This window comes from Pseudorhodoplanes sp., from assembly GCF_050250235.1.
In the GTDB taxonomy this organism is placed as follows: domain Bacteria; phylum Pseudomonadota; class Alphaproteobacteria; order Rhizobiales; family Xanthobacteraceae; genus Pseudorhodoplanes.
In genome coordinates, this window is sequence record NZ_JBFWPA010000002.1 from 1 (window position 1) to 21,221 (window position 21,221).

Here is a 21,221-nt window from a genome sequence, read left to right on the forward strand (position 1 = left end):
CGGCGGCGGAAGCGAACGTGCATGAAGTGGCCGGTGCCACATCATAGGGAGCGGCTGGAATGGCGAAGGGTTACTGGATCGGACGGGTCGATGTCCACAATGACGAGGGCTACAAGCCCTATGCTGCGGCGAATCCCGCGATTTTCAAGAAATATGGCGGACGCTTCGTGGTGCGCGGCGGACCGTTCGAATGCCCGGAAGGCGAGGCGCGCAGCCGCAACGTGGTGATCGAGTTTCCCGATTATGCGGCAGCGCTTGCCTGCTACAATTCGCCGGAATATCAGGCCAACATCAAGGTGCGTCAGCCGCACGCGATCGCCGATATGATCATCATCGGAGGCTATGACGGGCCGCAGCCGTAGCCTCAAGCCGTCATTCCGGGGCGCGAACGCAGTTCGCGAACCCGGAATCCATAGCCACGACTGGGACTATGGATTCCGGGTCTCGCGCTTCGCGCTCGCCCGGAATGACGACGGTGTGTATATCCGCGGCGGAAGCTCGGAGACAAACCAATGTCCGATATGCGGCTGATCGTGGCGGGGGCGGGCGGGCGCATGGGGCGGACGCTGATCCGCGCCATCGCCGACACCAGGGGACTCACCCTGTCCGGCGCACTCGAAGATTCCGGCTCACCATTGCTTGGACGCAATGCGTCCGAGCTTGCAGGCGTCGGCGGCCAGGACATCCTGATCACCGACGATGCCGAGACCCTGCTTGGCGATGCCGACGGCATCATCGACTTCACCATTCCGAAGGCGACGGTGGCGCTGGCAAAACTCGCGGCCAAGGCCGGCATCGTCCATGTGATCGGCACCACCGGCTTCTCGGCGCAGGACGAGGCCGCCGTTGCCGAGGCCGCGAAAAAGGCGGTCATCGTCAAGTCCGGCAACATGAGTCTGGGCGTCAATCTGCTGGCTGCGCTGGTGAAACGGGTGGCGAAGACGCTCGATGAGGAGTTCGATATCGAAATCGTCGAGATGCATCACAACAGAAAGATCGACGCGCCGTCCGGCACTGCGCTGCTGCTCGGCCGCGCGGCCGCGGAAGGCCGGAACGTCGATCTCGATCAGCGGTCGGTGCGCGCGCGCGACGGCCATACCGGGGCACGGCAGGCGGGAGATATCGGCTTCGCCACCCTGCGCGGCGGCACCGTGGTCGGCGAGCACAACGTGATTTTCGCCGGCCCCGCCGAACGGATCGAGCTTGGGCATCGGGCCGAAGACCGCATGATCTTTGCGCGCGGCGCGGTAAAGGCCGCGCTGTGGGCGCGCGGCCAGAAGCCCGGATTGTATTCGATGGCAGATGTGCTGGGGCTGCAGGATTTTTGAGTTCTCCACCGCCCTCATCCTGAGGAGGCTGCGAAGCAGCCGTGTCGAAGGAGAGGCGGCCCCATCCTTCGAGACCCGGCCTTCGGCCGCTCTGGGTGAGGCCGAACAACCGAGGAAGTGCAAGCGATGTCTGACCGTCTTCTCGTGCTCGTGCGTCACGGCCAGAGCGAATGGAATCTGAAGAACCTGTTCACCGGCTGGCGCGATGTCGATCTGACCGAGCAGGGAATCGCGGAGGCGAAAGAGGCCGGCCGCAAACTGAAGGCCCAAGGCATCGCCTTCGACCTTGCCTTCACCTCGGCGCTCAAGCGCGCGCAACGCACGCTCGACCTCTTGCTGGCGGAGATGGGCCAGAGCGGCGTTCCGGTCGTCCGCGACCAGGCGCTGAACGAACGCGACTACGGCGATCTGTCCGGGCTCAACAAGGATGATGCCCGAAAAAAATGGGGCGAGGAGCAGGTGCATATCTGGCGGCGCTCGTACGATATCGCTCCGCCCGGTGGTGAATCCCTGCGCGATACGCTCGCGCGCACCTTGCCGTATTATGTGCAGGAGATTCTGCCCTGTGTCCTGCAGGGCAAGCGCACCCTGATCGCGGCGCACGGAAATTCACTGCGCGCTCTGGTCATGGTGCTGGAGAAGCTGTCGCCCGAGGGCATCCTGAAGCGCGAGATTGCGACCGGTGTTCCCATCATCTATCGGCTCAACGCCGATGCCACGGTGGCATCGAAGCTGGACCTCGCGGCGTGACCGAAACAACACGCTGAAAAATTATGGTTGCGCGATAACCTTGATTCGCCGTTGAGCTTGATCGCGGGCCCCGGCATGCTCATTGCGGGGGAATGAGAATGCTGACGGCCTTTCTGGGCATCGCGGTTGCGACCGCGACCCCGCAACCGGGAAACGCGCAGACCGGGCGCATGCCGGTGGAGCGTCCGCCGCAATTCGTCGCCATCGCCTTCGACAATTGCACCGAGCTTGAGCGCTGGCAGGAATGGACCGACTTCGCGGCCGGCCTCAACCGCGGCGGCGAGCGTATCCGCTTCACCTTCTTTGTCAGCGGGATCAATTTTCTCGCCAACGCCAAGAAGCATCTCTATCAGGGACCGGGGCAGGCTCGCGGTGGCTCGCGCATCAATTTCGGCGGCTCGGTCGAGGACGTGCGCCGCCGTGTCGCCTTGATGAACGCGCTGCACCGCGATGGGCACGAGATCGCCTCGCATGCCGTCGGTCATTTCGACGGGCGATCATGGCCGGCCGCTGCCTGGACCAGCGAGTTCAACAGTTTCGATAGTCTTCTTGCCAACGTGGCCCGCAACAACGAATTCGCGCCGGACCACGGGTTCGCTCTGAGCCCGAAGGATATCGTCGGATTTCGCGCGCCATATCTTGCGCACAGCCCCGGTCTCTATGCGACGCTCGCGGAGCGTGGTTTCCGCTACGACACCAGCGCGACCATGCCGGCCCACGCCTGGCCGGAGAGGCGCGACGGCCTCTGGCGCTTCAATCTCGCAGGCATCAAGCTTGCAGGTTCGGGTCGTGCGACCCTGTCGATGGACTACAATTTTCTGGTCGCCCAGTCGGGCGCAGCTCCGGTCGCGAGCCTGCGTGAGCAGTTCCGCCAGCAGATGCTGGATTCCTATCTGAATTATTTTCGCGCGAACTACACCGGCAACCGCGCGCCGATTCACATCGGCCACCATTTCACGGACTATCAGAACGGCGCCTATCGCGAAGCGCTGAAGACGTTTGCCCGCGCGGTCTGCGGACTGCCCGAAGTGCGCTGCGTAACCTACAGAGCGCTTGCCGATTTCATGGATGCACTGAAACCGGAAACGCTGGCGGCGTATCGCAAGGGCGACTTTCCACGTGCCGGCGAGCCAGCCTTTGCTGGGGTCTCGGATACCGTCCGGTTGAACCAGTAGGCAGCGGGCTTCGTCGAAGCGAAGCGGATCGGAGGGGTCAAGCCACCTGTCCCGCTTCCCAGCCCAGCATCGCACGCTTGCGCGTCAGTCCCCAGTGGTAGCCGGTCAGTTCGCCGCTCTTGCCGATGACGCGGTGGCAGGGAACCACGAAGCAGACCGGATTTTTTCCGACCGCGGCGCCGACCGCGCGCGCAGCCTTCGGCTTGTCGATGGTCCGCGCGATGTCGGAGTACGTCGTGAAGCGCCCCATCGGAATTTTCAGGAGCGTGTCCCAGACCCGCACTTCGAAATCGGTGCCGATCAGCACGACCCGCAGCGGTTGGTCCGGCCGCCAGAGCTTCGAATCGAAGATGCGCGCAGCGATCGGCGCGGTGGTTTCGTGATCCTCGACATATTTGGCCTTCGGCCAGCGGCTCTTCATGTCGGCGAGCGCCGCGCGCTCCTTGCCGACGTCGGCCAGCGCCAGTCCTGCAAGTCCGCGTGGCGCGACGATCACCAGCGCGGTCCCGAACGGGGACGGATGGAAACCGTAACGCAACGTCAGCCCTTCGCCGCCGGCCTTCCATTCGCCCGGCGACATCGCCTCGTGGGTGACGAAAAGATCGTGCAGCCGTCCCGGCCCCGACAGCCCGACCTCGTAGGTTGCGTCGAGGACGCTCGCGGAATCGCGCAGCAGCGTGCGCGCATGATCGAGCGTCAGTGCCTGAAGAAAGGCTTTGGGCGTGAGCCCCGCCCATCGCCGGAACAGGTGATGCAGTTCGGTCGGCGTGACTCTGGCCGCCTCGGCGATCGTGTGGATATCGGGCTGCTGACGCCAGTTGCCGCGGATATGGGCGATGGCGCGCCGCACCACGTCGTAGTCGGCGGCCGAGGCGGCAAGCGTCTTTGAGTCGGGGATGCGATCGGGGGACAGCATGGCGGCTCTCGTCATGGATGTGCCCCTCCGGGTTAAGCTCGCCGCTCCGGCCGGCCCACCCGATTTCTGCTCAGGCCAGCGCCGTGCGGTCCGGCCCGCGTTTGGCCGCCGCAAGCGCCGCCTGCAACGCGTTGCCGAAGCTTTCCTTCTCTTCCGGCGCGAGGAAGCTTGCGATGGCGCGCCGCTCTCCGCGCGAGACCAGATGCAGGCTCTGCACGCCGAATTCCTCGTGCACGTCCCAATCCAGTTTGACCCAAAGCGGATTGCAGCGCCACTCGATCGAAGCGCCGCGCGCGCTGACCTTGCGGAACATCAGCTCGGTCGGCGTCACAACGATCTGCTCATAGGCGCGTCCGTCGCGGTAATTGACCCGGAAAGCCCAGTAGATCAGCAGCACGTCGAGCCCGAAAAAACCGGTAACCGGCCACGCGCCGGCAATGGCGAAGATGATGCCTGCGATGAAACTGATGCCGGCCACGGCCAGCATCAAAATGCCGAAGCCGCGCTTCCCAAGCGAGCGGTTCGGCGACATCACCGCCGAAAACAGGGGGGTATCGGGATTCGGGTCGTTGTTCGCAGTCATCCCGCACAATATAGGGGAGAAATGGCAAAAAAGACGACCCGCCCGGCCGCGAAAGCCGTGAAAAGGCGCAAGGAGCGCGCCAAGGCAGCCGTGAAGGCGGCGAAAGCCGGCAAGGCTGCCAGGCGCAAATCCGCAACGGCGCAGGCCGAGGCCGATGTCGAGGCGGGCCACGGCGATATCCGGCCATGGACGCGGCCCGAGGTGATGGAGGCCTTCCGCCGTTTCCAGTCGGTGGAACCGGCGCCAAAGGGCGAGTTGCAGCACGTGAATCCGTTTACGTTGCTGGTCGCGGTGGTGCTGTCGGCGCAGGCGACGGACGCGGGGGTCAACAGGGCGACCCCCACGCTTTTCGCCGAAGCCGACACGCCGGAGAAAATGGTCGCGCTCGGCGAGGCACGGGTCCGCGACTTCATCAAGACCATCGGGCTCTTTCGCAACAAGGCGAAAAACGTCATCGCACTGTCGGAAAAGCTGATCGCGGAGCATCGGGGTATCGTGCCGGGTGATCGGGAGGCGCTCGAGAAACTGCCCGGTGTCGGACGGAAGACCGCGAATGTGGTGCTCAACATGGCATTCGCTCAGCCGACCATGGCGGTCGACACGCATGTGTTCCGGGTGTCGAACCGCACCGGGCTGGCGCCGGGGAAAAATCCGCTGGAGGTCGAACTCAGGCTCCTCGAAGTGATTCCCGGCGAATTCATGATGCATGCGCATCACTGGCTGATCCTGCACGGACGCTATGTGTGCCTCGCGCGCAGGCCGTTGTGCGAAAAGTGCATCATTGCGGATCTGTGCCGCTGGCCGGGGAAGACAATTCTTTCCCCCTCCCCGCTTTAGGGGAGAGGGAAGACGGATCACTCCGCTGCCTGCTTCCAGGTATCGATCTGCGGCTTCGGCTTGGCCTTCAGCCGCAATTCGGTGAGATCGGCGCGCTCGCGCTCCGAATTGCGCAACAACTGGTCACGCCCCGAGAGATATTGCGGCGGACAATGGATGTCCTCGGCCCCATACCAGCCCGCCGCGCGCATGGTGAAATAAGGGTCGATCAGGTGCGGGCGGGCGAGCGCGACCAGATCGGCGCGCGCGGCAGCGACGATGGTATTGACCTGATCGGCGGTGGTGACGGCGCCGACCGCCATGGTGGCGATGCCGGCCTCATTGCGGATCTGGTCGGAGAACGGAGTCTGGTACATTCGCCCATAGATCGGCGCGGAGAGCGGGTCGGTCTGGCCGGTCGAGACGTCGATCATGTCGCAGCCGGCCTCCTTGAACATCAAAGCGATCGTCACCGCGTCGTCGCCGGTTACGCCCCCGTCTATCCAGTCGGTGGCGGAGATGCGCACCGACATCGGCTTGTGCTCCGGCCAGGCCTTGCGCATCGCGCGGAACACTTCCAGCGGAAAGCGCATGCGGTTCTCGAGCGAGCCGCCATATTCATCCGTGCGCCTGTTGGTGATCGGCGAGATGAAGCTCGCGATAAGATAGCCATGCGCGGCATGCAGTTCGATCATGTCAAAGCCGGCGCGCCGCGCGCGTCCCACAGCCGCAACGTAATCGGCAACGGTCTTGTCCATGTCGGCACGGGTCATTTCGCGCGGGACCTGGCTGTGCGGGTAATAGGGCAGCGGCGACGCCGAGACGATCGGCCATGCGCCATTTTCGAGCGGCTCGTCGTTGCCTTCCCAGGACAGCTTGGTTGCGCCCTTGCGACCGGCATGACCGAGCTGCATGCAGATTTTTGACGCGGAATTGGCATGCACGAAGTCCACGATGCGCTTCCAGGCGGCCTCCTGTTCGTCGTTGTAGAGGCCGGTGCAGCCTGGCGAGATGCGCGCCTCCGCCGACACGTCAGTCATCTCGGTGAAGACAAGGCCGGCGCCGCCGATCGCGCGGCTGCCGAGATGCACGAGGTGCCAGTCGCCGGGCAGGCCGTCCTTGGCCGAATACTGGCACATCGGCGACACTACCACGCGGTTCGGCACCACCATGTCGCGAAGCCGGAAGGGCTGGAACATCGGCGGCACCGGTGTCCTGGTGTCGACTTTGTCAAATCCCGCAGCCTTGGTCTCGTTCGCCATCATGTGCGCGACTTCGTCGACGAAATCGGGGGCCCGCAGCGCGAGATTGTCGTAGGTGATCGCCTTGGAGCGGGTCATGAGGCCGAACACGAAGCGGGTCGGATTCATGTCCCAGAACCGCTTCACATGCTCGAACCAGACCAGCGACACATTGGCGGAATGCTGGGTCTTTTCCACCTCCTCCCGGCGCGTTGTCTCGTAATGCGAGAGCGCGGCCTTTACGTTCTGGCCCCCGACGGTACGGAAGGAATCGTAAAGACCGATCGCGTCTTCCATTGCGAGCTTGGTGCCGGATCCGATGGAAAAATGCGCGGTCGCCTTGGCATCGCCAAGGATCACGCAATTCTCGTAGACCCAGCGCTCGCAGCTGATGGCCGGAAAATTGCGCCACATCGAGCGATTGATAATCAGCTTGTGACCCTGCAATTCCTCGGCGAACAGCTCCTCCATCAGCGTTGCGGTGCCGGGCTCGTCGAGCGGATCGATTCCGAGTTTCGCAAACGTTTCCGGATCGGTCTCGAAAATCCAGGTCGATCGGCCCGGCTCGTACTGATAGGCATGGACAATGATGATGCCGTACTTGGTTTCCTTGAAGTAGAAGGTGAAGGCGTCCAGCGGCTTGGTCGAGCCCATCCAGGTAAACCGGTTCGGCCGCAGGTCCACTTCCGGCTTGAAATGATCCTTGAAGGTTTCGCGCACGCGCGAATTGATGCCGTCGGCCCCGATGACGAGGTCGGAGTCGCGCATCATGGCTTCGATATCGGTGATCTCGACCTGGAACTTCAACTCGACGCCGAGCGCCTGCGCGCGCTGATGCAGCAGCCGCAGCAGGGTTGCCCGCGAGCAACCGCAGAAGCCGTTGCCGCCGATGCGCCGCGTCGTCCCCTTGAAATTGATCTCGATGTCGTCCCAATAGGCGAAATTCTCGGTGATCGACCGGTAGCTTTCGAGATCGTATTTCTGGAACGTCTCGAGTGTCTGGTCGGAGAACACGACGCCGAAGCCGAAGGTGTCGTCGGGGCGGTTGCGCTCATAGACGGTGATCTGAGCCTGCGGCCATGCCTTCTTGTACAGGATCGAGAAATACAGCCCGGCGGGGCCGCCGCCGATCACATTGACCTTCATGGGAGCCTCCGCGCCTTGCGGCCGTTTTGATTATTTTAAGCTTAAAACAAATCCGCGCAAGCGGGATTTGATCTGGGTCAAGAATGGCGGCTTTTCGTCGTCTCGGAGCATGGCCAATGCTCCACCAGACGCCCCGGAATGATAGCATCCACTGCTTGAGCCCTATAAATTTTAAGCTTAAAGTATCCTCCGGTACCCCGGCGGATTTCGGACCCTCATGGCTCAGCTTTCGGGACGGCAGGCTCTCGTCACCGGCGGCGGCCGCGGCATCGGCCGCGCCGTGGCAGCCGCCCTGTCGGCTGCCGGGGCAACCGTGACGGTCCTTGGCCGCCAGAAGGCGGCGCTCGATGATGCTGTCGCGGCGGGTCATGCGGCTGGCGCCATCGTCGCGGATGTTACCGATCCCGCCGCCGTGGAGGCCGGGATCGGGCAGGCCGAAGCCGCCCGCGGCCCCTTTGACATCCTCGTCGCGAATGCCGGCGGCGTCTCTACCGCGCCTTTCGGCAAAACCGATCCGGCGCAATTCCAGAAGCTGTTCGACCTCAACGTGATGGGCATCGTGTACCCGGCGCGGGCGGTTCTGCCCGGAATGGTCGCACGCAAGTTCGGCCGCATCGTCGCGGTCGCCTCGACGGCGGGGCTCAAGGGCTATCCTTATGTCAGCGCCTATTGCACCACCAAGCACGCGGTGGTCGGCCTCGTGCGATCGCTGGCGGTCGAGACGGCGAAGACCGGCGTCACCGCGAATGCGATCTGTCCCGGATACACCGACACCGATCTGGTGCGGGAGTCGGTCGCGGCGGTGTCGGGAAAGACCGGCAAGTCGCGTGAGGACGTGGTCGCGCAATACGTGAAAGACGTGCCGATGGCGCGGCTCATCAGGCCGGAGGAGGTCGCTGCCGCCGTGCTGTATCTGTGCGGGGCCGATGCCGGTGCCGTCACCGGGACCGCCATGACGGTCGCCGGGGGAGAAATCTGAATGAACGGCGCAGCAACGTTACCGCTCGATGCGGAAACCAAGGTCGCCGAACGGCCCGCCGATCACGAGGCGGAACTGCGGCTGTGGCTGCGCCTTTTGACCTGCACGACACTGATTGAAAACGAAATACGCCAGCGGTTGCGCGCGGAATTCGACGTGACGCTGCCGCGCTTCGATCTGATGGCGCAACTCGACCGCGCCCCGAATGGGATGACGCTCGGCGAACTCTCGCAGCGCATGATGGTGTCGAACGGCAATGTCACCGGTCTGGTCGAGCGCCTGGTCTCGCTCAACCTGGTCGAGCGCAGGCCAGCGCCGAACGACCGCCGCGCCATGATCGTGACGCTGACGGCCGAGGGCCGCCGTACCTTTCGTTCGCTCGCGCGCACGCATGAGAACTGGATTGCAGAGATTTTCGCCGGGCTGGAACCGCAAGAGATCGACACGCTGATGAAGCTGCTTGCCAAGACCAAGACATCCGCCCGCAATGCGATCGATGCGGGAGGCACCAAATGACCCTGAACACCCATCATCCTGTTCCGCTGCCGCTTGCCTCTTACAGGGCGCAACATGTGAAGTTCGAGGTCAGTGGCAAGCTCGCGACTCTGACGCTGAACCGACCCGACCGCAAGAATCCGCTGACCTTTCAGAGCTATGCCGAGATCGCCGGCATTTTCCGCGCGGCCGCGGGCGACGACCAGGTCAAGGCGTTCGTGATTACCGGAGAAGGGGGTAATTTCTGCTCCGGCGGCGATGTGTTCGAGATCATCGGTCCGCTGATCGAGATGGACACGGTCGGACTGCTGAAATTCACCCGGATGACCGGCGAGGCGGTGAAGGCGATGCGTGCCGCGCCGCAGACCATCGTCGCCGCGGTCGATGGTGTTTGCGCGGGCGCCGGCGCGATTCTTGCGATGGCGTCCGACCTGCGCATCGGCACGACGAAGGCGAAGGTCGCGTTTCTGTTCAATCGCGTGGGGCTGGCCGGGTGCGACATGGGGGCCTGCGCGATCCTGCCACGCATCATTGGGCAGGGCCGTGCGGCCGAGTTGCTCTATACCGGCCGCGTGATGGGCGGCGAGGAAGCGGAGCGCTTCGGCTTCTTCAATAGGCTGTCCTCGCCAGAAAACGTGCTCGCGGATGCGACCGCACTTGCGAACGAATTGTGTGCTGGTCCGACCTTCGCCAACGGCATGACCAAGCGCATGCTGGAGATGGAATGGGCGATGTCGGTCGAACAAGCGATCGAGGCGGAAGCGGTGGCGCAGGCGCTTTGCATGGAGACCGAAGACTTCAGGCGCGCGTTCCATGCCTTTGCGAACAAGCAGAAGCCGGTGTTCGAGGGCAATTAGATGTCGCTCGCAGAAACCCTGACATGGCCCTTCTTCAACGACGCTCACCGCGACTTCGCGAAGCGTTTGACGGGCTGGGCCGCGGACAATCTGCACAGGCTGCCGCATGACGATGTGGACGAGGCCTGCCGCGCACGCGTGAAGGCGCTGGGAGAGGCGGGCTTTCTCGCGCCGACCGTGCCTGCGGAATTCGGCGGTTCCCATCCGCAATTCGATGTGCGCACGCTCTGCCTCGCCCGCGAGATTCTCGGCTATCACGACGGGCTCGCCGATTTCGCCTTCGCGATGCAGGGGCTCGGCACCGGCTCGATCACGCTGTTCGGCTCGCAGGAGTTGAAACAGCGCTATCTGCCCAATGTCGGCAAGGGCAAGGCGATTGCGGCCTTCGCGCTGTCCGAACCGGAAGCGGGTTCGGACGTCGCCGCCATGGCGATGACCGCCAAGCCCGACGGCAATACCCATGTCCGGCTCGACGGCCGCAAGACCTGGATTTCCAATGGCGGCATTGCCGACCATTACGTGGTGTTCGCGCGTACCGGAGAGGCGCCGGGCGCCCGCGGGCTCTCCGCCTTCATGGTCGATGCCGATGCGCCCGGCCTTTCCATCGAAGAGCGCATCGAGGTGATCGCGCCGCATCCACTGGCGACGCTCCGCTTCGACAATGTGCGCATCCCGGTGGCCAATCGGCTCGGTGCGCCAGGCGAGGGTTTCAAGGTCGCGATGGCGACGCTCGACATCTTCCGCTCCACGGTGGGCGCCGCCGCGCTCGGCTTCGCGCGGCGTGCGCTGCACGAGATGACCGAACGCGCCGCAAACCGGAAATTGTTCGGTGCGCCGCTCGGAGACCTGCAGATGACGCAAGCTGCGCTCGCCGATTCGATTGTCGATGTCGATAGCTCGGCGCTGCTGGTCTATCGCTCCGCCTGGACCAAGGACAATGGGGCGCCGCGCGTCACCAGCGAAGCCGCGATGGCCAAGATGCATGCGACCGAAGCCGCCCAGCGCGTGATCGACCGCGCCGTGCAGCTGTTCGGCGGGCAGGGCGTGACCAAGGGCGTCAAGGTCGAGGAACTCTACCGGGAAATCCGGGCGCTGCGCATCTATGAGGGCGCGACCGAAGTGCAGAAGGTCGTGATCGCGCGCGAAGCCTTGAAAAATCATGCGGCCGGAAAGTCCGCAGGCAAGTGATGGGCGAGGAAAAGAGCAGGGGTCAGACACGGAGCAACATCATGATCCGCTCGGGACATATCGATACCTTCGCGCGGGACAACCTCCCGCCGCAGGACCAGTGGCCGGAATTTCTGTTCACCCTGCCGGAACTGCAATATCCGGACCGGCTGAACTGCGTGACGGAATTTGTCGACCGGTGGGTGACGTCGGGGCAGGGCGGGCGCACGGCGATCGTTTCGCCCAACGAGACGCTGACCTATGCACAGCTCGCCGAGCGCATCAACCGCATCGCCAATGTCCTGACCCGCGATCTCGGCTTCGTGCCGGGCAATCGCGTGCTGCTGCGGTCCGCCAACAATCCGATGATGATCGCGGCCTATCTTGCCGTGATGAAAGCGGGCGGCGTGACCGTCGCGACCATGCCGCTCCTGCGCGCGAAGGAGCTGTCCTACACGGTCAAGAAAGCGAAGATCAAACTCGCTTTATGCGACAAGCGGCTCGGCGACGAGATGGAGAAGACCAGGGCTCTCGCGCCGGAACTCGAGCGCGCCGTCTATTGGGGCGAGGGCGAACTCGAAGCCCTGATGAACAAGCCGGGCTACGAGAACTTCACCGCCTGCGACACAGCGATCGACGATGTCTGCCTGATCGCCTTCACGTCCGGAACCACCGGCGAGCCAAAAGGCACCATGCATTTCCATCGCGACATGCTGGCGCCCTGCGATTCCTACGGAAAGTACGTGCTGCAGGCCTCGCCGGATGACCGTTTCATCGGCTCGGCGCCGCTGGCCTTCACGTTCGGCCTTGGCGGGCATGTGCTGTTTCCCTTCCGCATCGGTGCCGCGACGATTCAGCTCGAGAAGCTGACGCCGGACGAACTCCTGCCGGCCATCGAGAAGTACAAGGCGACGGTGGTGTTCACCGCGCCGACCGCGTATCGCGCGGTCACGCCGCATGTCGGCGCGCATGATATTTCAAGCCTGCGCAAATGCGTGTCGGCGGGCGAGACCCTGCCCAAGACCACCTTCGATGCCTGGAAGAAGGCGACCGGCCTCACAATCCTGGACGGCATCGGCGGCACCGAGATGATGCATATCTTCATCGGTTCTCCCGAGGCGCAAGTCCGCGGCGGATCGACCGGGCAGCCGGTGCCGGGCTATATCGCAAAAGTCGTGGACGACAGCTTCAACGAGGTGCAGCGCGGCACGATCGGGCGCCTTGCGGTGAAGGGACCGACCGGCTGCCGGTATCTCGCCGATCCGCGCCAGACCAAATACGTGCTGAAGGGCTGGAATTTCCCCGGCGACACCTACGTGCAGGATGCCGACGGCTATTTCTGGTACCAGGCGCGCTCCGACGACATGATCATCTCGTCGGGCTACAACATTGCCGGACCGGAGGTCGAGGAGGTGCTGCTCGCCCATCCGGCAGTCGCCGAGTGCGGGGTGGTCGGGGCGCCGGATCAGGAGCGCGGCCATATCGTCAAGGCTTACATCGTGCTGCGTGCCGGACATGTGGGTGACGCGGCACTGACCAAGGCGCTGCAGGATTATGTGAAGAACACCGTCGCGCCGTACAAGTATCCGCGCGCGATCGAGTATGTCACGGCGCTGCCGCGCACCCAGACCGGCAAGCTGCAGCGCTTCGAACTGCGCAAGATTGCGGAAGCGGGCGGGGAAAAGCTTGCTTCCTAATTTTCGATGGTCAAGCGCAAGCTTGACCCGCGCATCCATCGTGTTCGTTCGATGGATGGCAGGTTCAAGCCGGCCATGACCAAGAAAAGAAATCAGGAGAAGTGCCGTGTCGGACACCGCCGTTAGGACGCCCGCGACCAATATTGTTCTCAATCCACCCGGCTGGCCGCAGCCGAGAGGCTATGCGAATGGCGTCAAGGCGCGCGGCGAGATGGTGTTCGTGGGCGGGATGATCGGCTGGGACATTCACGGCAAGCTGCCGGACGGTTTCGTCGCGCAGACCAAACAGCTACTGGAAAACATCGTTGCCGTTCTCAAGGAGGGCGGCGCGGGGCCGGAACACGTCGTGCGCATGACCTGGTACGTCACCGACATGGACGCCTATCGGAACTCGCTGCCGGAACTCGGCAAGGTCTATCGCGAGATCATGGGCCGGAATTTCGGTGCCATGGCGCTGGTGCAGGTGATGTCGCTGGTGGAGAGGGGCGCACTGCTTGAAATCGAGACGACGGCGGTGGTCCCCGACTGAAGTCCTTTGACTCTCTCGCTCCAAGCGGCTGAGGTGAAAGCTCGGCCAACCTGGAGCCGTCGCCTTTGCCCTGGCTGTTGAACCGCATCAGCTTCAGCGCCGCGATCATCGCGGTGTCGGTCGCCGTGCATCTCGGCTTTGTCGGTGCGATCGTGCTGGCCGAGCGGCGGATTCTGCCGCCATCCGAGGTGCGGTCGATCGATGTCGACCTGGTCAGACCCGAGGAACTCGAACCGAAAGTGCCGGAGCAGCCAAAGCCGCCGGAACAGTTGAACCTCGAGACCCCGAAAATCGCGGAGGAAAAGCCGCGCGAAGCGCCGAAGCCGGCCCAGCAACGTCCGGAGCCGCCCACCAGGCAAGAGTCGCAAACGTCCCCCGCACGATCGGCCAAGGCCGCGCCGCCGGACCAGGCAGAGATCCCGGAGGCGCCGAATGAGAAGCCGGCGAGGCCCGAGGCGCCGGCAGGCGGCCCGCCGAGCGAAACCAAATCGAAACTCACGCCCGAAGAGATCGCGTCGTTGCGCGCGCAAATCCAGAAGTGCTGGAAATTGCCGGTCGGAATCCCAGGCATCATGGGGCTCGAAGTGGTGATACGGGTGGGCTTCGGACCCAAGGGCCAGCTCGCGGGCGAGCCGGTGCTGCTGCAGGCGCCGGCCTCCGAGCGCGGCCCAATGCTGGTCGGGATCGCCATGAACGCGCTCCAGGGCTGCTATCCGTACAAGCTGCCGCCGGCGAAATATGCTGACTGGAAGACGCTCGACCTGAAGTTCAATGCGACCGGCATGATGGGCCTTGGGGTGGCGCCGAAGCTGCCGAAGGCAGCGAAGGGGAAAGGCTGACTCAAAATCGGGTCGAATAGGATGGCAATCTAAAAGATAATATCTTTACTACCTTTCTGTCCTGCGCTAGCTTTCCGGCCTCCAGGATGGAAAGAGGCTGAAATCAGCCGTGAATAGCCAAACCAAGCTGATTTCCCGTTCCGGCGAGCCGTTCATCGCCGGCCGTTCCGGATCGCTATCGGCGCAGATCGTCGCCGACGTACGCGACGCCCTCACTGAGAAGCGGCTGAAATCCGGCGATCCGATCGGCACCGAGAAGGACCTCGCCGCCCGCTATGGCGTAAGCCGGATCGTGGCGCGCGACGCGCTGCGCACGCTGCAGGCGCTCGGCATCGCCGAAATCCGCATGGGCAAGGGCGGCGGCGCGCGCGTGGCGCGCGGCAACCCGCGGCTGTTCGCCGAAGCACTCGCCGTCCAGCTCGATCTCACCGGCGTCACCGCAGCCGAGGTGATGGATGCGCAGCGCGCGATCGAGACGCTCGCGGCCGAACTCGCCGCCGAGCACGCCACGCCCGCGGATCACGCGCGGCTGAAGCGGCTGCTCGCGGAGGCGGAAGCGATCATCGACGACGGCGACGCCTATACGCGCTCGTGCCGCGATTTCCATCTCGCGATCGCGGAAGCCTCGCATAACCGCGTGCTGGTGGTGCAGTTCATCTCGCTCAATCACATCTCATGGCCGTCGCATAACCGCACGCTGACGCCCGAGGTATCGCGGCGCGTTCTGGCGGTCCACAAGGAGCTCGCCGCATTGATCGAAATGCGCGATCCCGCGGGCGCGCGAAAGCTGATGGACGACCATGTCAAGATGATCCGCGCGCGCCGCGTGTCGGAGCGCGATCACGCGCATGGCGACGGCTGCTGCTGATGGTGTCGAACATAAATCCATCCATCCGCTCGTCCCCGCGAAGGCGGGGACCCAGAGCCAAGAAGAAGATTGGATTCCCGCCTTCGCGGGAATGAGCGGAGCTAGCACTCAGACAAGACTGACGACACTCGAAACGAAGCGCAAACGGGAGAACGCAAAATGGCAACCAAGCAAAAATTCATCATCGAACCGCATTTCCGCCTGCAGGAATGGATCGCGGAGGAGAAGGGCTACTTCAAGGACGAGGGGCTCGACTACATTTTCCGCGAGATGGTGCAGTCGACCGACGGCAAGATCCACGACAAGGGCAACAAGGTCGGCGCCTACCAGTCGTTCGAGGAAGGCCGCAAGTCGGACGTGAGCTGCGCCTGCCACTGGACCGTCAATGTCGCGGCCGCCTCCGGCCACGGCCGGCTCAATCGCGATGTCTATTCGGTGGCGCCGTCCGGTATTTTCGTCGCGCCGGATTCGCCGATCAGGACGCCGGCCGATCTTGCCAATGTGCCGATCTCGGTCGGCTTCCAGTCCGGCTCGCATTATGCGTCGATCCAGGCGCTGGAAAGCTACATGCCGAAGGATCAGATCAAGCTGTCCTTCAACGACGGCATGCTGTTCAAGCGCATGGAAATGCTGCTCGACGGTCAGGTGCCCGCGGCGACGCTGTTCTCGGGGCCGTATTACCTCGCCGAGCAGCTCGGCTTCCGCAAGATCATGGACAACACTTTCATGATCGCCAACATGATCCACGGCGATCCCGATTCCGAGGATCTGCGCAAGTATTTCACCGCGCTGAAGCGGGCGCAGCGCGACCTCGACCTGCGGCCGGAACTCTACACGCACTACTATAGCAGGGAGTTTCCGAAGCGCTGGCACGACATCATGGATACGCGGCGCTGGGGTCCTGGCGAGCGCATCGTGTTCGAGCCCTACACCGAAGAGACGTTCCAGGTGTCGCGCGACTGGATCGCCGACCACGACATTTTCGAGGGCGGCGACCTCGGCAAGAAGCGCTACGAGGACGCAACCGTCAGCGTGATGTGACGTATCCGCAGGCTGTCATCGCCCGCGAAAGCGGGCGATCCAGTCTTCGGGGGGGCATGAAAAAAACACTGGATGCCCCGCTTTCGCGGGGCATGACACTGTGATGGCTATTCCACCTTCAGCCCGATCAGACGTTCCAGCGTGGCCTCGTCCCGGATCAGTTCGGCCGACGGGGCGCGATGCGCCACTTCGCCCCGTTCCAGCACGATCGCATTCTGCGTCAGCGACAGCGCGATCTCGGCATGCTGCTCGACCAGAATGAAGGCGGTGCCCTGTTCGGCCAGCATCTTGCGGATGGCGGCGGTCAATTCCTCGACGATGATCGGAGCAAGTCCTTCGAACGGCTCGTCCAGCAACAGCAGTGACGGATTGGTCATCAGCGCGCGCGCCAGCGCCAGCATCTGCTGCTCGCCGCCGGACAGCTGGTTGCCCTTGTTGCCGCGCCGCTCGTCGAGACGCGGCAGCAATTCATAGATGCGTTCGATGGTCCAGTGCCCGGGCCGTGCGGTGACGGTCAGATTCTCCGCGACCGTCAGCGAGGGAAAGACTTCGCGCTCCTGCGCCACCCATCCGATGCCGCCGCGCGCGCGTCTGTAGGGCGCAACATGGGTGACGTCCTCACCGCGCCAGCGGATGCTGCCACGCGTCAAGCGCGTGAAGCCCATGATGGTGAGAAGCAGTGTCGACTTGCCGACACCGTTCCGGCCCAGCACCGCAAGGCTGCCGTTGTCGGCGAGATCGAACGAAATATCGTTCAGCACCACGGCGTCACCGTAACCGGCGCGCACGTTCTGAAGCGAGAGCAGTGCGTCAGCCATGATGCGCTCCGCCGAGATAGACTTCGCGCACGCGCGGATCGGAGGAAATCTCCTTCGGTGTGCCTTCCAGCAGGATCGCCCCGCCGACCATCACGATGATGCGGCTGGCGAATCGGAACACCACGTTCATGTCGTGCTCGATGAACAGCACGGTGATGTCCTGCGACAGATCGGCAATCACCGAGAACAGTTCGGAGCTCTCCTCCGGCGGCACGCCGGCGGCGGGCTCGTCCAGCAGCAGCACCTGAGGCCGCGTCGCGAGCGCCAGCGCGATTTCGAGCAGCCGCTGCTGGCCATAGGCGAGTTCGCGGGTGGTACGGTAGGCGTGATCGCCGAGCCGCAGCGAATGCAGGATCGAATAAGCCTCGTCGGCATTGTCGCGATAGGACGGCAACGCCTTCCACCAGGTGCCGGCATCGCCGGTGCGCTCGCAGATTGCCAGCGTGACCGCCTCAAGCGCCGACAGGTTGGGGAACAGTGTGTTGATCTGGAAGGTCCGCACCAGTCCGCGCTTCACCCGAGCATCGGGATGCAGCGCGGTGATGTCATCATTGCCGAGCATGATCTGCCCGGAATCAGGTTTGATCATGCCGGTCATCAGATTGATCAGCGTGGTCTTGCCGGCGCCGTTCGGTCCGATCAATGCATAGCGCTCGCCCTTCGGGATCGCGATCGAGATGTCGCGCGCGACCTGGAGCTGGCCGAAGCTCTTGTTGAGGTTGCGGGTGGACAGCGCTGGTGCGGTCATGTCCGGCGCCGTCCCATCAGCGCGCGGTACAGATGCGAAAGGCCGCCGAGGATGCCATTCGGCAGCAGCATCACGGTCGCCACCAGCAGAAGGCCGATCCAGAAATACCAGTATTGCGGATTGATCCCGGAAAACTGGTCGCGCGCGACCATGAAGATCACCGCGCCGATCAGACCCCCATAGAGCATGCCGGCGCCGCCCAGCACGAGCATGACCAGCACGTCGGCGGAGCGCTGGAAGTCGATCGAGCCGAGCGACACCGTGGAGGTCGTCTGCGCCAGCAGCGCCCCGGCGATGCCGGCAATGGCAGCCGACATGGTGTAGATCTTGCGGATATGCGCATCGCTCGGTGCCCCGATCGCGGGCATGCGCACGGAGTTTTCGCGAATGCCGCGCAGCGCCAGCCCGAACGGCGAATTGGTGAGCCGCCGCGCCACCAGGAAGATCACGAACAGCACGACCAGCGAATAGGTGTAGGCGGTGCGGCCCCAGAGATCGAACTCGAACATGCCGAGCAGCTTGCCGATGCGGATGCCCTGCAGTCCGTCGGCGCCGCCGGTCAGCCAGTGTGCGCTGTTGGCAAGCTCATGCACCAGAAAGCCGAGCCCGAGCGTGATCATGATCAGCGCCAGATGCTTGAATCGCGCGACGATGAAGCTCGTGGACAGACCGAACAATCCGGTCACCAGCGCCGCGGCCAGCAGGCCGAATGTCGGATCGCCGTAACCGTATTTCGAAAGGATGCCGGCAGTATAGGCGCCGATGCCGAAGAACGCCGCGTGGCCCAGCGACACGATGCCGGCATAGCCAAGGATGAGGTCGAGCGAGAGCGCGAACAGGGCGGTGATCGCGATCTGGCTGGCGAGCGACAGATAGTTCGGGAACAGGAAGAAGGGCAGAATGGTGGCAAGCCAGAACAGATATTCCAGCGGATGCCATCGAACCTGGGCGCGCAGATAAGTATGCGGTGTGACCGACGGTGCGCTCATCATCTCACCGCTTTCCGAACAGGCCCTGCGGCCGCCACATCAACAGCACGATCATCACCAGATAAATCATGAAGGCGCCGACCTGGGGCACGTAATACTTGCCGGCGATATCGCTGACGCCGATCAGCACCGCGGCGACAAACGAGCCCCAGATCGAGCCCAGCCCCCCAACCGACACCACGATCAGCACATACACCAGATAGGTCAGGGCGAAGGACGGGTCGAGGCCGACGATCTCGATCGCAAGCGCACCGCCCAGTCCCGCAAGCCCCGAGCCGAGCGCGAAGGCGACCGCGAAGGTGCCGTCGACGTTGATGCCGAGGCCGCGCGCCATGCGCTGGTTGTCGACCGCGGCGCGTACCTGCTGCCCGAAGCGGGTATATTCCAGCATCAGCACCAGCAGCAGCGTGACCGCGAGGCCGACCGCAACCAGGAACAGGCGATAGACACCGAAATTGATGCCGAAATATTGCAGCGAGCCGCGCAGATAGGACGGTGTCGCGGCGGGCTGAAGAATCGTGCCGAAGATATAGGCCGCGGTTGCAATCGACATGAATGCCAGACCGATGGTGAGCAGCACCTGGTCCAGCTCGCTTGCGCGGTAGAGCCGCCGGTAAAGGGTGCGTTCGAGAGCGACGCTCACCACCGCGGCGGCCAGAAATGCCACCGGCAAGGTCGCAAGGAACGGCCAGCCAAAGGTGTTGACCAGCGTCACCGTCACGTAACCGCCGAGCATCGCGAAGGCGCAATGCGCGAGGTTCACGAAATTCATCATGCCGAGCGTGACCGACAGTCCCACCGACAGCAGGAACAGCAGCATGCCATAGGCAAAGCCGTCAAACAGAACGCCGATGATAGGCCCCAAAGTCGTCCCCTCAGCCTAGCGTGTTCCCACCGGACAGATGCTGTACTTGCTGAAATTGCGCCCCGCAAGCCAACGCCCGGAGCAGGAGGCCCCGGGCGCCGGACGGTTCCAGAAAGCGGACGAACTATTTCTTCTTCATCCGCTCCTTGACCGGGTCCTTCACGTTCTCGACCTTGTCGAACTCCACGTTCTGGACCTTGCCGTCGACTTTCTCGACACGGCGGATATAGACGGTCTGGATGATGTCGCGGGTTTCCGGATCGATCGAGATCGGGCCGCGGGGGCTTTCCCACTTCGACCCCTTGGCCGCGTCGACCATCGCCTGCGCGTCGGTCTTGCCATTGGTCTTCTTCAGCACGTCATAGATCAGTTGCATGCCGTCCCAGCCGCCGATCGAGAAGTAGTCGGGATTGCGGCCGTAATCGGCATTGTAGGCCTTCACGAAGGCGGCGTTCTTGTCCGACTTGTGTGCCGGGTCGTAATGGCCGGCGGTGATGATGCCGAGCGCGGCGTCACCGAGTGTCTTCAGCGCGTTGTCGTCGGTGACCTCGAGCTGACCCATGACCTTGGTCTTGCGCGCATCGATGCCGCGTTCGGCGAGTGCCTTGCCGAGCGCCCCCGGCTGCGCGCCGCCCGGCACCCAGATATAGATCGATTCCGGGTTCAGGTCCTTGGCGCGTTGCACGAAGGCCGAGAAGTCCGGATTGGCGACCGGCATCTTCACCTGCCCGATCACCTCGCCGCCGGACTGCTTGAAGCCCAGCGTGAAGGCGCCTTCGGCATCGAGACCAGGCCCGAAGTCCGACACCATGGTGTAGACCTTCTTCTGGCCATCCTTCTTCACCGCCCATTCGCCGAGCGCCTGGTTGAGCTGCGGCGTGGTGAGCGAGGTGCGCACCATGTAGGGCGACTTGGTGGTGATGATCGAAGTGGCGGCGTTCATCACGACCATGAATTTCTTGGCCTGGTCCGACACGTCGCCGGCCGCGAGCGCGTTCGGGGTCAGGACGAAGCCGGCCAGAATGTCGACGCCGTCGCGCACGACCAGTTCCTGGGCGAGACGCTTGGCAACGTCCGGCGCGATGCCGCCGGTATCCTTGCGAATGAACTCGACCTTGCGGCCGGCCACGGTGTCACCGTTCTGCTTGACGAAAAGCTTGATGGCATTGTCCATCTGCGCCGCGGCATCGGCGAATTGGCCCGAATAGGGCATGATGAGCCCGATCTTGATCGGACCCTGCTGCGCCATGGCCGCGCCGGCAAACAATGCCGCGGCGGCAAAGGCGCCGAAACCAGTCAGTCGTTTGGACATTTTCGGTATTCCTCCAGATTTGCTTGAAGCTCGTGACATCCATATAGGCCGAAATCAGCGGC

22 protein-coding genes are annotated in these 21,221 nt (G+C 63.6%); 14 read left to right on the forward strand and 8 right to left on the reverse strand.

What is annotated here, in order from left to right:
* Positions 1 to 59 precede the first annotated feature (59 nt).
* From AB7F49_RS01225 to AB7F49_RS01240, 4 genes are all read left to right on the forward strand, one after another.
* A complete protein-coding gene (locus tag AB7F49_RS01225; RefSeq protein WP_428519475.1) occupies positions 60 to 362 on the forward strand; it encodes a DUF1330 domain-containing protein in 303 nt (100 codons plus the stop codon).
* A 150-nt stretch (positions 363 to 512) separates the two neighbouring features.
* Positions 513 to 1,328, forward strand: coding sequence for a 4-hydroxy-tetrahydrodipicolinate reductase (dapB, locus tag AB7F49_RS01230; RefSeq protein ID WP_428519477.1), 816 nt, complete (start codon positions 513 to 515; stop codon positions 1,326 to 1,328).
* Between the two features lie 126 nt (positions 1,329 to 1,454).
* Positions 1,455 to 2,078: a 2,3-bisphosphoglycerate-dependent phosphoglycerate mutase gene (locus AB7F49_RS01235; protein WP_428519479.1), complete on the forward strand. Its 624-nt coding sequence runs from the start codon at positions 1,455 to 1,457 to the stop codon at positions 2,076 to 2,078.
* Positions 2,079 to 2,176: 98 nt separating this feature from the next.
* Positions 2,177 to 3,253, forward strand: coding sequence for a hypothetical protein (locus tag AB7F49_RS01240; protein WP_428519481.1), 1,077 nt, complete (start codon positions 2,177 to 2,179; stop codon positions 3,251 to 3,253).
* Positions 3,254 to 3,290: 37 nt separating this feature from the next.
* Here AB7F49_RS01240 and AB7F49_RS01245 read toward each other — a convergent pair whose 3' ends face one another.
* Together AB7F49_RS01245 and AB7F49_RS01250 are read right to left on the reverse strand one after the other, a co-directional pair.
* Entirely contained in the window at positions 3,291 to 4,169 is an 879-nt protein-coding gene (locus tag AB7F49_RS01245) for a methylated-DNA--[protein]-cysteine S-methyltransferase (protein ID WP_428519885.1), read from the reverse strand.
* Positions 4,170 to 4,239: 70 nt separating this feature from the next.
* On the reverse strand, positions 4,240 to 4,752 hold the full coding sequence (locus tag AB7F49_RS01250; protein WP_428519483.1) for a DUF2244 domain-containing protein: 513 nt from the start codon (positions 4,750 to 4,752) through the stop codon (positions 4,240 to 4,242).
* A 21-nt stretch (positions 4,753 to 4,773) separates the two neighbouring features.
* Between AB7F49_RS01250 and nth the strand changes: the two genes are divergently transcribed.
* Positions 4,774 to 5,589: an endonuclease III gene (gene nth, locus AB7F49_RS01255; protein WP_428519485.1), complete on the forward strand. Its 816-nt coding sequence runs from the start codon at positions 4,774 to 4,776 to the stop codon at positions 5,587 to 5,589.
* A 17-nt stretch (positions 5,590 to 5,606) separates the two neighbouring features.
* On the opposite strand, the gene AB7F49_RS01260 is transcribed toward nth, so the two are convergent.
* Positions 5,607 to 7,955, reverse strand: coding sequence for a bifunctional salicylyl-CoA 5-hydroxylase/oxidoreductase (locus AB7F49_RS01260; protein WP_428519487.1), 2,349 nt, complete (start codon positions 7,953 to 7,955; stop codon positions 5,607 to 5,609).
* Positions 7,956 to 8,172: 217 nt separating this feature from the next.
* Here AB7F49_RS01260 and AB7F49_RS01265 point away from each other — a divergent pair, with 217 nt between their 5' ends.
* The 9 genes from AB7F49_RS01265 to AB7F49_RS01305 all read left to right on the forward strand — a co-directional run bounded on the left by AB7F49_RS01265 (position 8,173) and on the right by AB7F49_RS01305 (position 16,427).
* Positions 8,173 to 8,934 carry an SDR family NAD(P)-dependent oxidoreductase gene (locus tag AB7F49_RS01265; protein ID WP_428519489.1) on the forward strand — a complete coding sequence of 254 codons (762 nt, stop codon included), beginning with the start codon at positions 8,173 to 8,175 and terminating at the stop codon, positions 8,932 to 8,934.
* Positions 8,935 to 9,450, forward strand: coding sequence for a MarR family winged helix-turn-helix transcriptional regulator (locus tag AB7F49_RS01270; protein ID WP_428519491.1), 516 nt, complete (start codon positions 8,935 to 8,937; stop codon positions 9,448 to 9,450). It abuts the gene before it with no gap.
* Positions 9,447 to 10,286, forward strand: coding sequence for an enoyl-CoA hydratase family protein (locus AB7F49_RS01275; protein WP_428519493.1), 840 nt, complete (start codon positions 9,447 to 9,449; stop codon positions 10,284 to 10,286). The genes AB7F49_RS01270 and AB7F49_RS01275 overlap by 4 nt, the downstream gene beginning before the upstream one ends.
* On the forward strand, positions 10,287 to 11,474 hold the full coding sequence (locus AB7F49_RS01280; RefSeq protein WP_428519495.1) for an acyl-CoA dehydrogenase family protein: 1,188 nt from the start codon (positions 10,287 to 10,289) through the stop codon (positions 11,472 to 11,474).
* Between the two features lie 41 nt (positions 11,475 to 11,515).
* A complete protein-coding gene (locus AB7F49_RS01285) occupies positions 11,516 to 13,150 on the forward strand; it encodes an AMP-binding protein (RefSeq protein WP_428519497.1) in 1,635 nt (544 codons plus the stop codon).
* Between the two features lie 106 nt (positions 13,151 to 13,256).
* Complete coding sequence (locus tag AB7F49_RS01290; protein WP_428519499.1) at positions 13,257 to 13,679, forward strand: RidA family protein; 423 nt, start codon at positions 13,257 to 13,259, stop codon at positions 13,677 to 13,679.
* A 65-nt stretch (positions 13,680 to 13,744) separates the two neighbouring features.
* A complete protein-coding gene (locus tag AB7F49_RS01295; RefSeq protein ID WP_428519501.1) occupies positions 13,745 to 14,518 on the forward strand; it encodes a hypothetical protein in 774 nt (257 codons plus the stop codon).
* A gap of 109 nt (positions 14,519 to 14,627) precedes the next feature.
* Entirely contained in the window at positions 14,628 to 15,386 is a 759-nt protein-coding gene (locus tag AB7F49_RS01300; protein WP_428519503.1) for a FadR/GntR family transcriptional regulator, read from the forward strand.
* 159 nt (positions 15,387 to 15,545) lie between these two features.
* The gene (locus AB7F49_RS01305) at positions 15,546 to 16,427 is read left to right on the forward strand and encodes an ABC transporter substrate-binding protein (RefSeq protein WP_428519505.1); all 882 of its coding nucleotides are present in this window, start codon (positions 15,546 to 15,548) and stop codon (positions 16,425 to 16,427) included.
* Positions 16,428 to 16,534: 107 nt separating this feature from the next.
* Here the strand turns inward: AB7F49_RS01305 and AB7F49_RS01310 are convergent, their stop codons facing one another.
* From AB7F49_RS01310 to AB7F49_RS01330, 5 genes are all read right to left on the reverse strand, one after another.
* Positions 16,535 to 17,245, reverse strand: coding sequence for an ABC transporter ATP-binding protein (locus AB7F49_RS01310; protein WP_428519507.1), 711 nt, complete (start codon positions 17,243 to 17,245; stop codon positions 16,535 to 16,537).
* Positions 17,238 to 17,993 (reverse strand): ABC transporter ATP-binding protein, encoded by a 756-nt coding sequence (locus tag AB7F49_RS01315; RefSeq protein ID WP_428519509.1) that lies wholly within the window; start codon positions 17,991 to 17,993, stop codon positions 17,238 to 17,240. The genes AB7F49_RS01310 and AB7F49_RS01315 overlap by 8 nt, the downstream gene beginning before the upstream one ends.
* Positions 17,990 to 18,985, reverse strand: coding sequence for a branched-chain amino acid ABC transporter permease (locus tag AB7F49_RS01320; RefSeq protein ID WP_428519511.1), 996 nt, complete (start codon positions 18,983 to 18,985; stop codon positions 17,990 to 17,992). Before AB7F49_RS01320 ends, AB7F49_RS01315 begins: the two co-directional genes overlap by 4 nt.
* A 1-nt stretch (position 18,986) precedes the next feature.
* A complete protein-coding gene (locus tag AB7F49_RS01325) occupies positions 18,987 to 19,847 on the reverse strand; it encodes a branched-chain amino acid ABC transporter permease (protein WP_428519513.1) in 861 nt (286 codons plus the stop codon).
* Between the two features lie 124 nt (positions 19,848 to 19,971).
* Positions 19,972 to 21,159, reverse strand: coding sequence for an ABC transporter substrate-binding protein (locus AB7F49_RS01330; protein ID WP_428519515.1), 1,188 nt, complete (start codon positions 21,157 to 21,159; stop codon positions 19,972 to 19,974).
* Positions 21,160 to 21,221 lie beyond the last annotated feature (62 nt).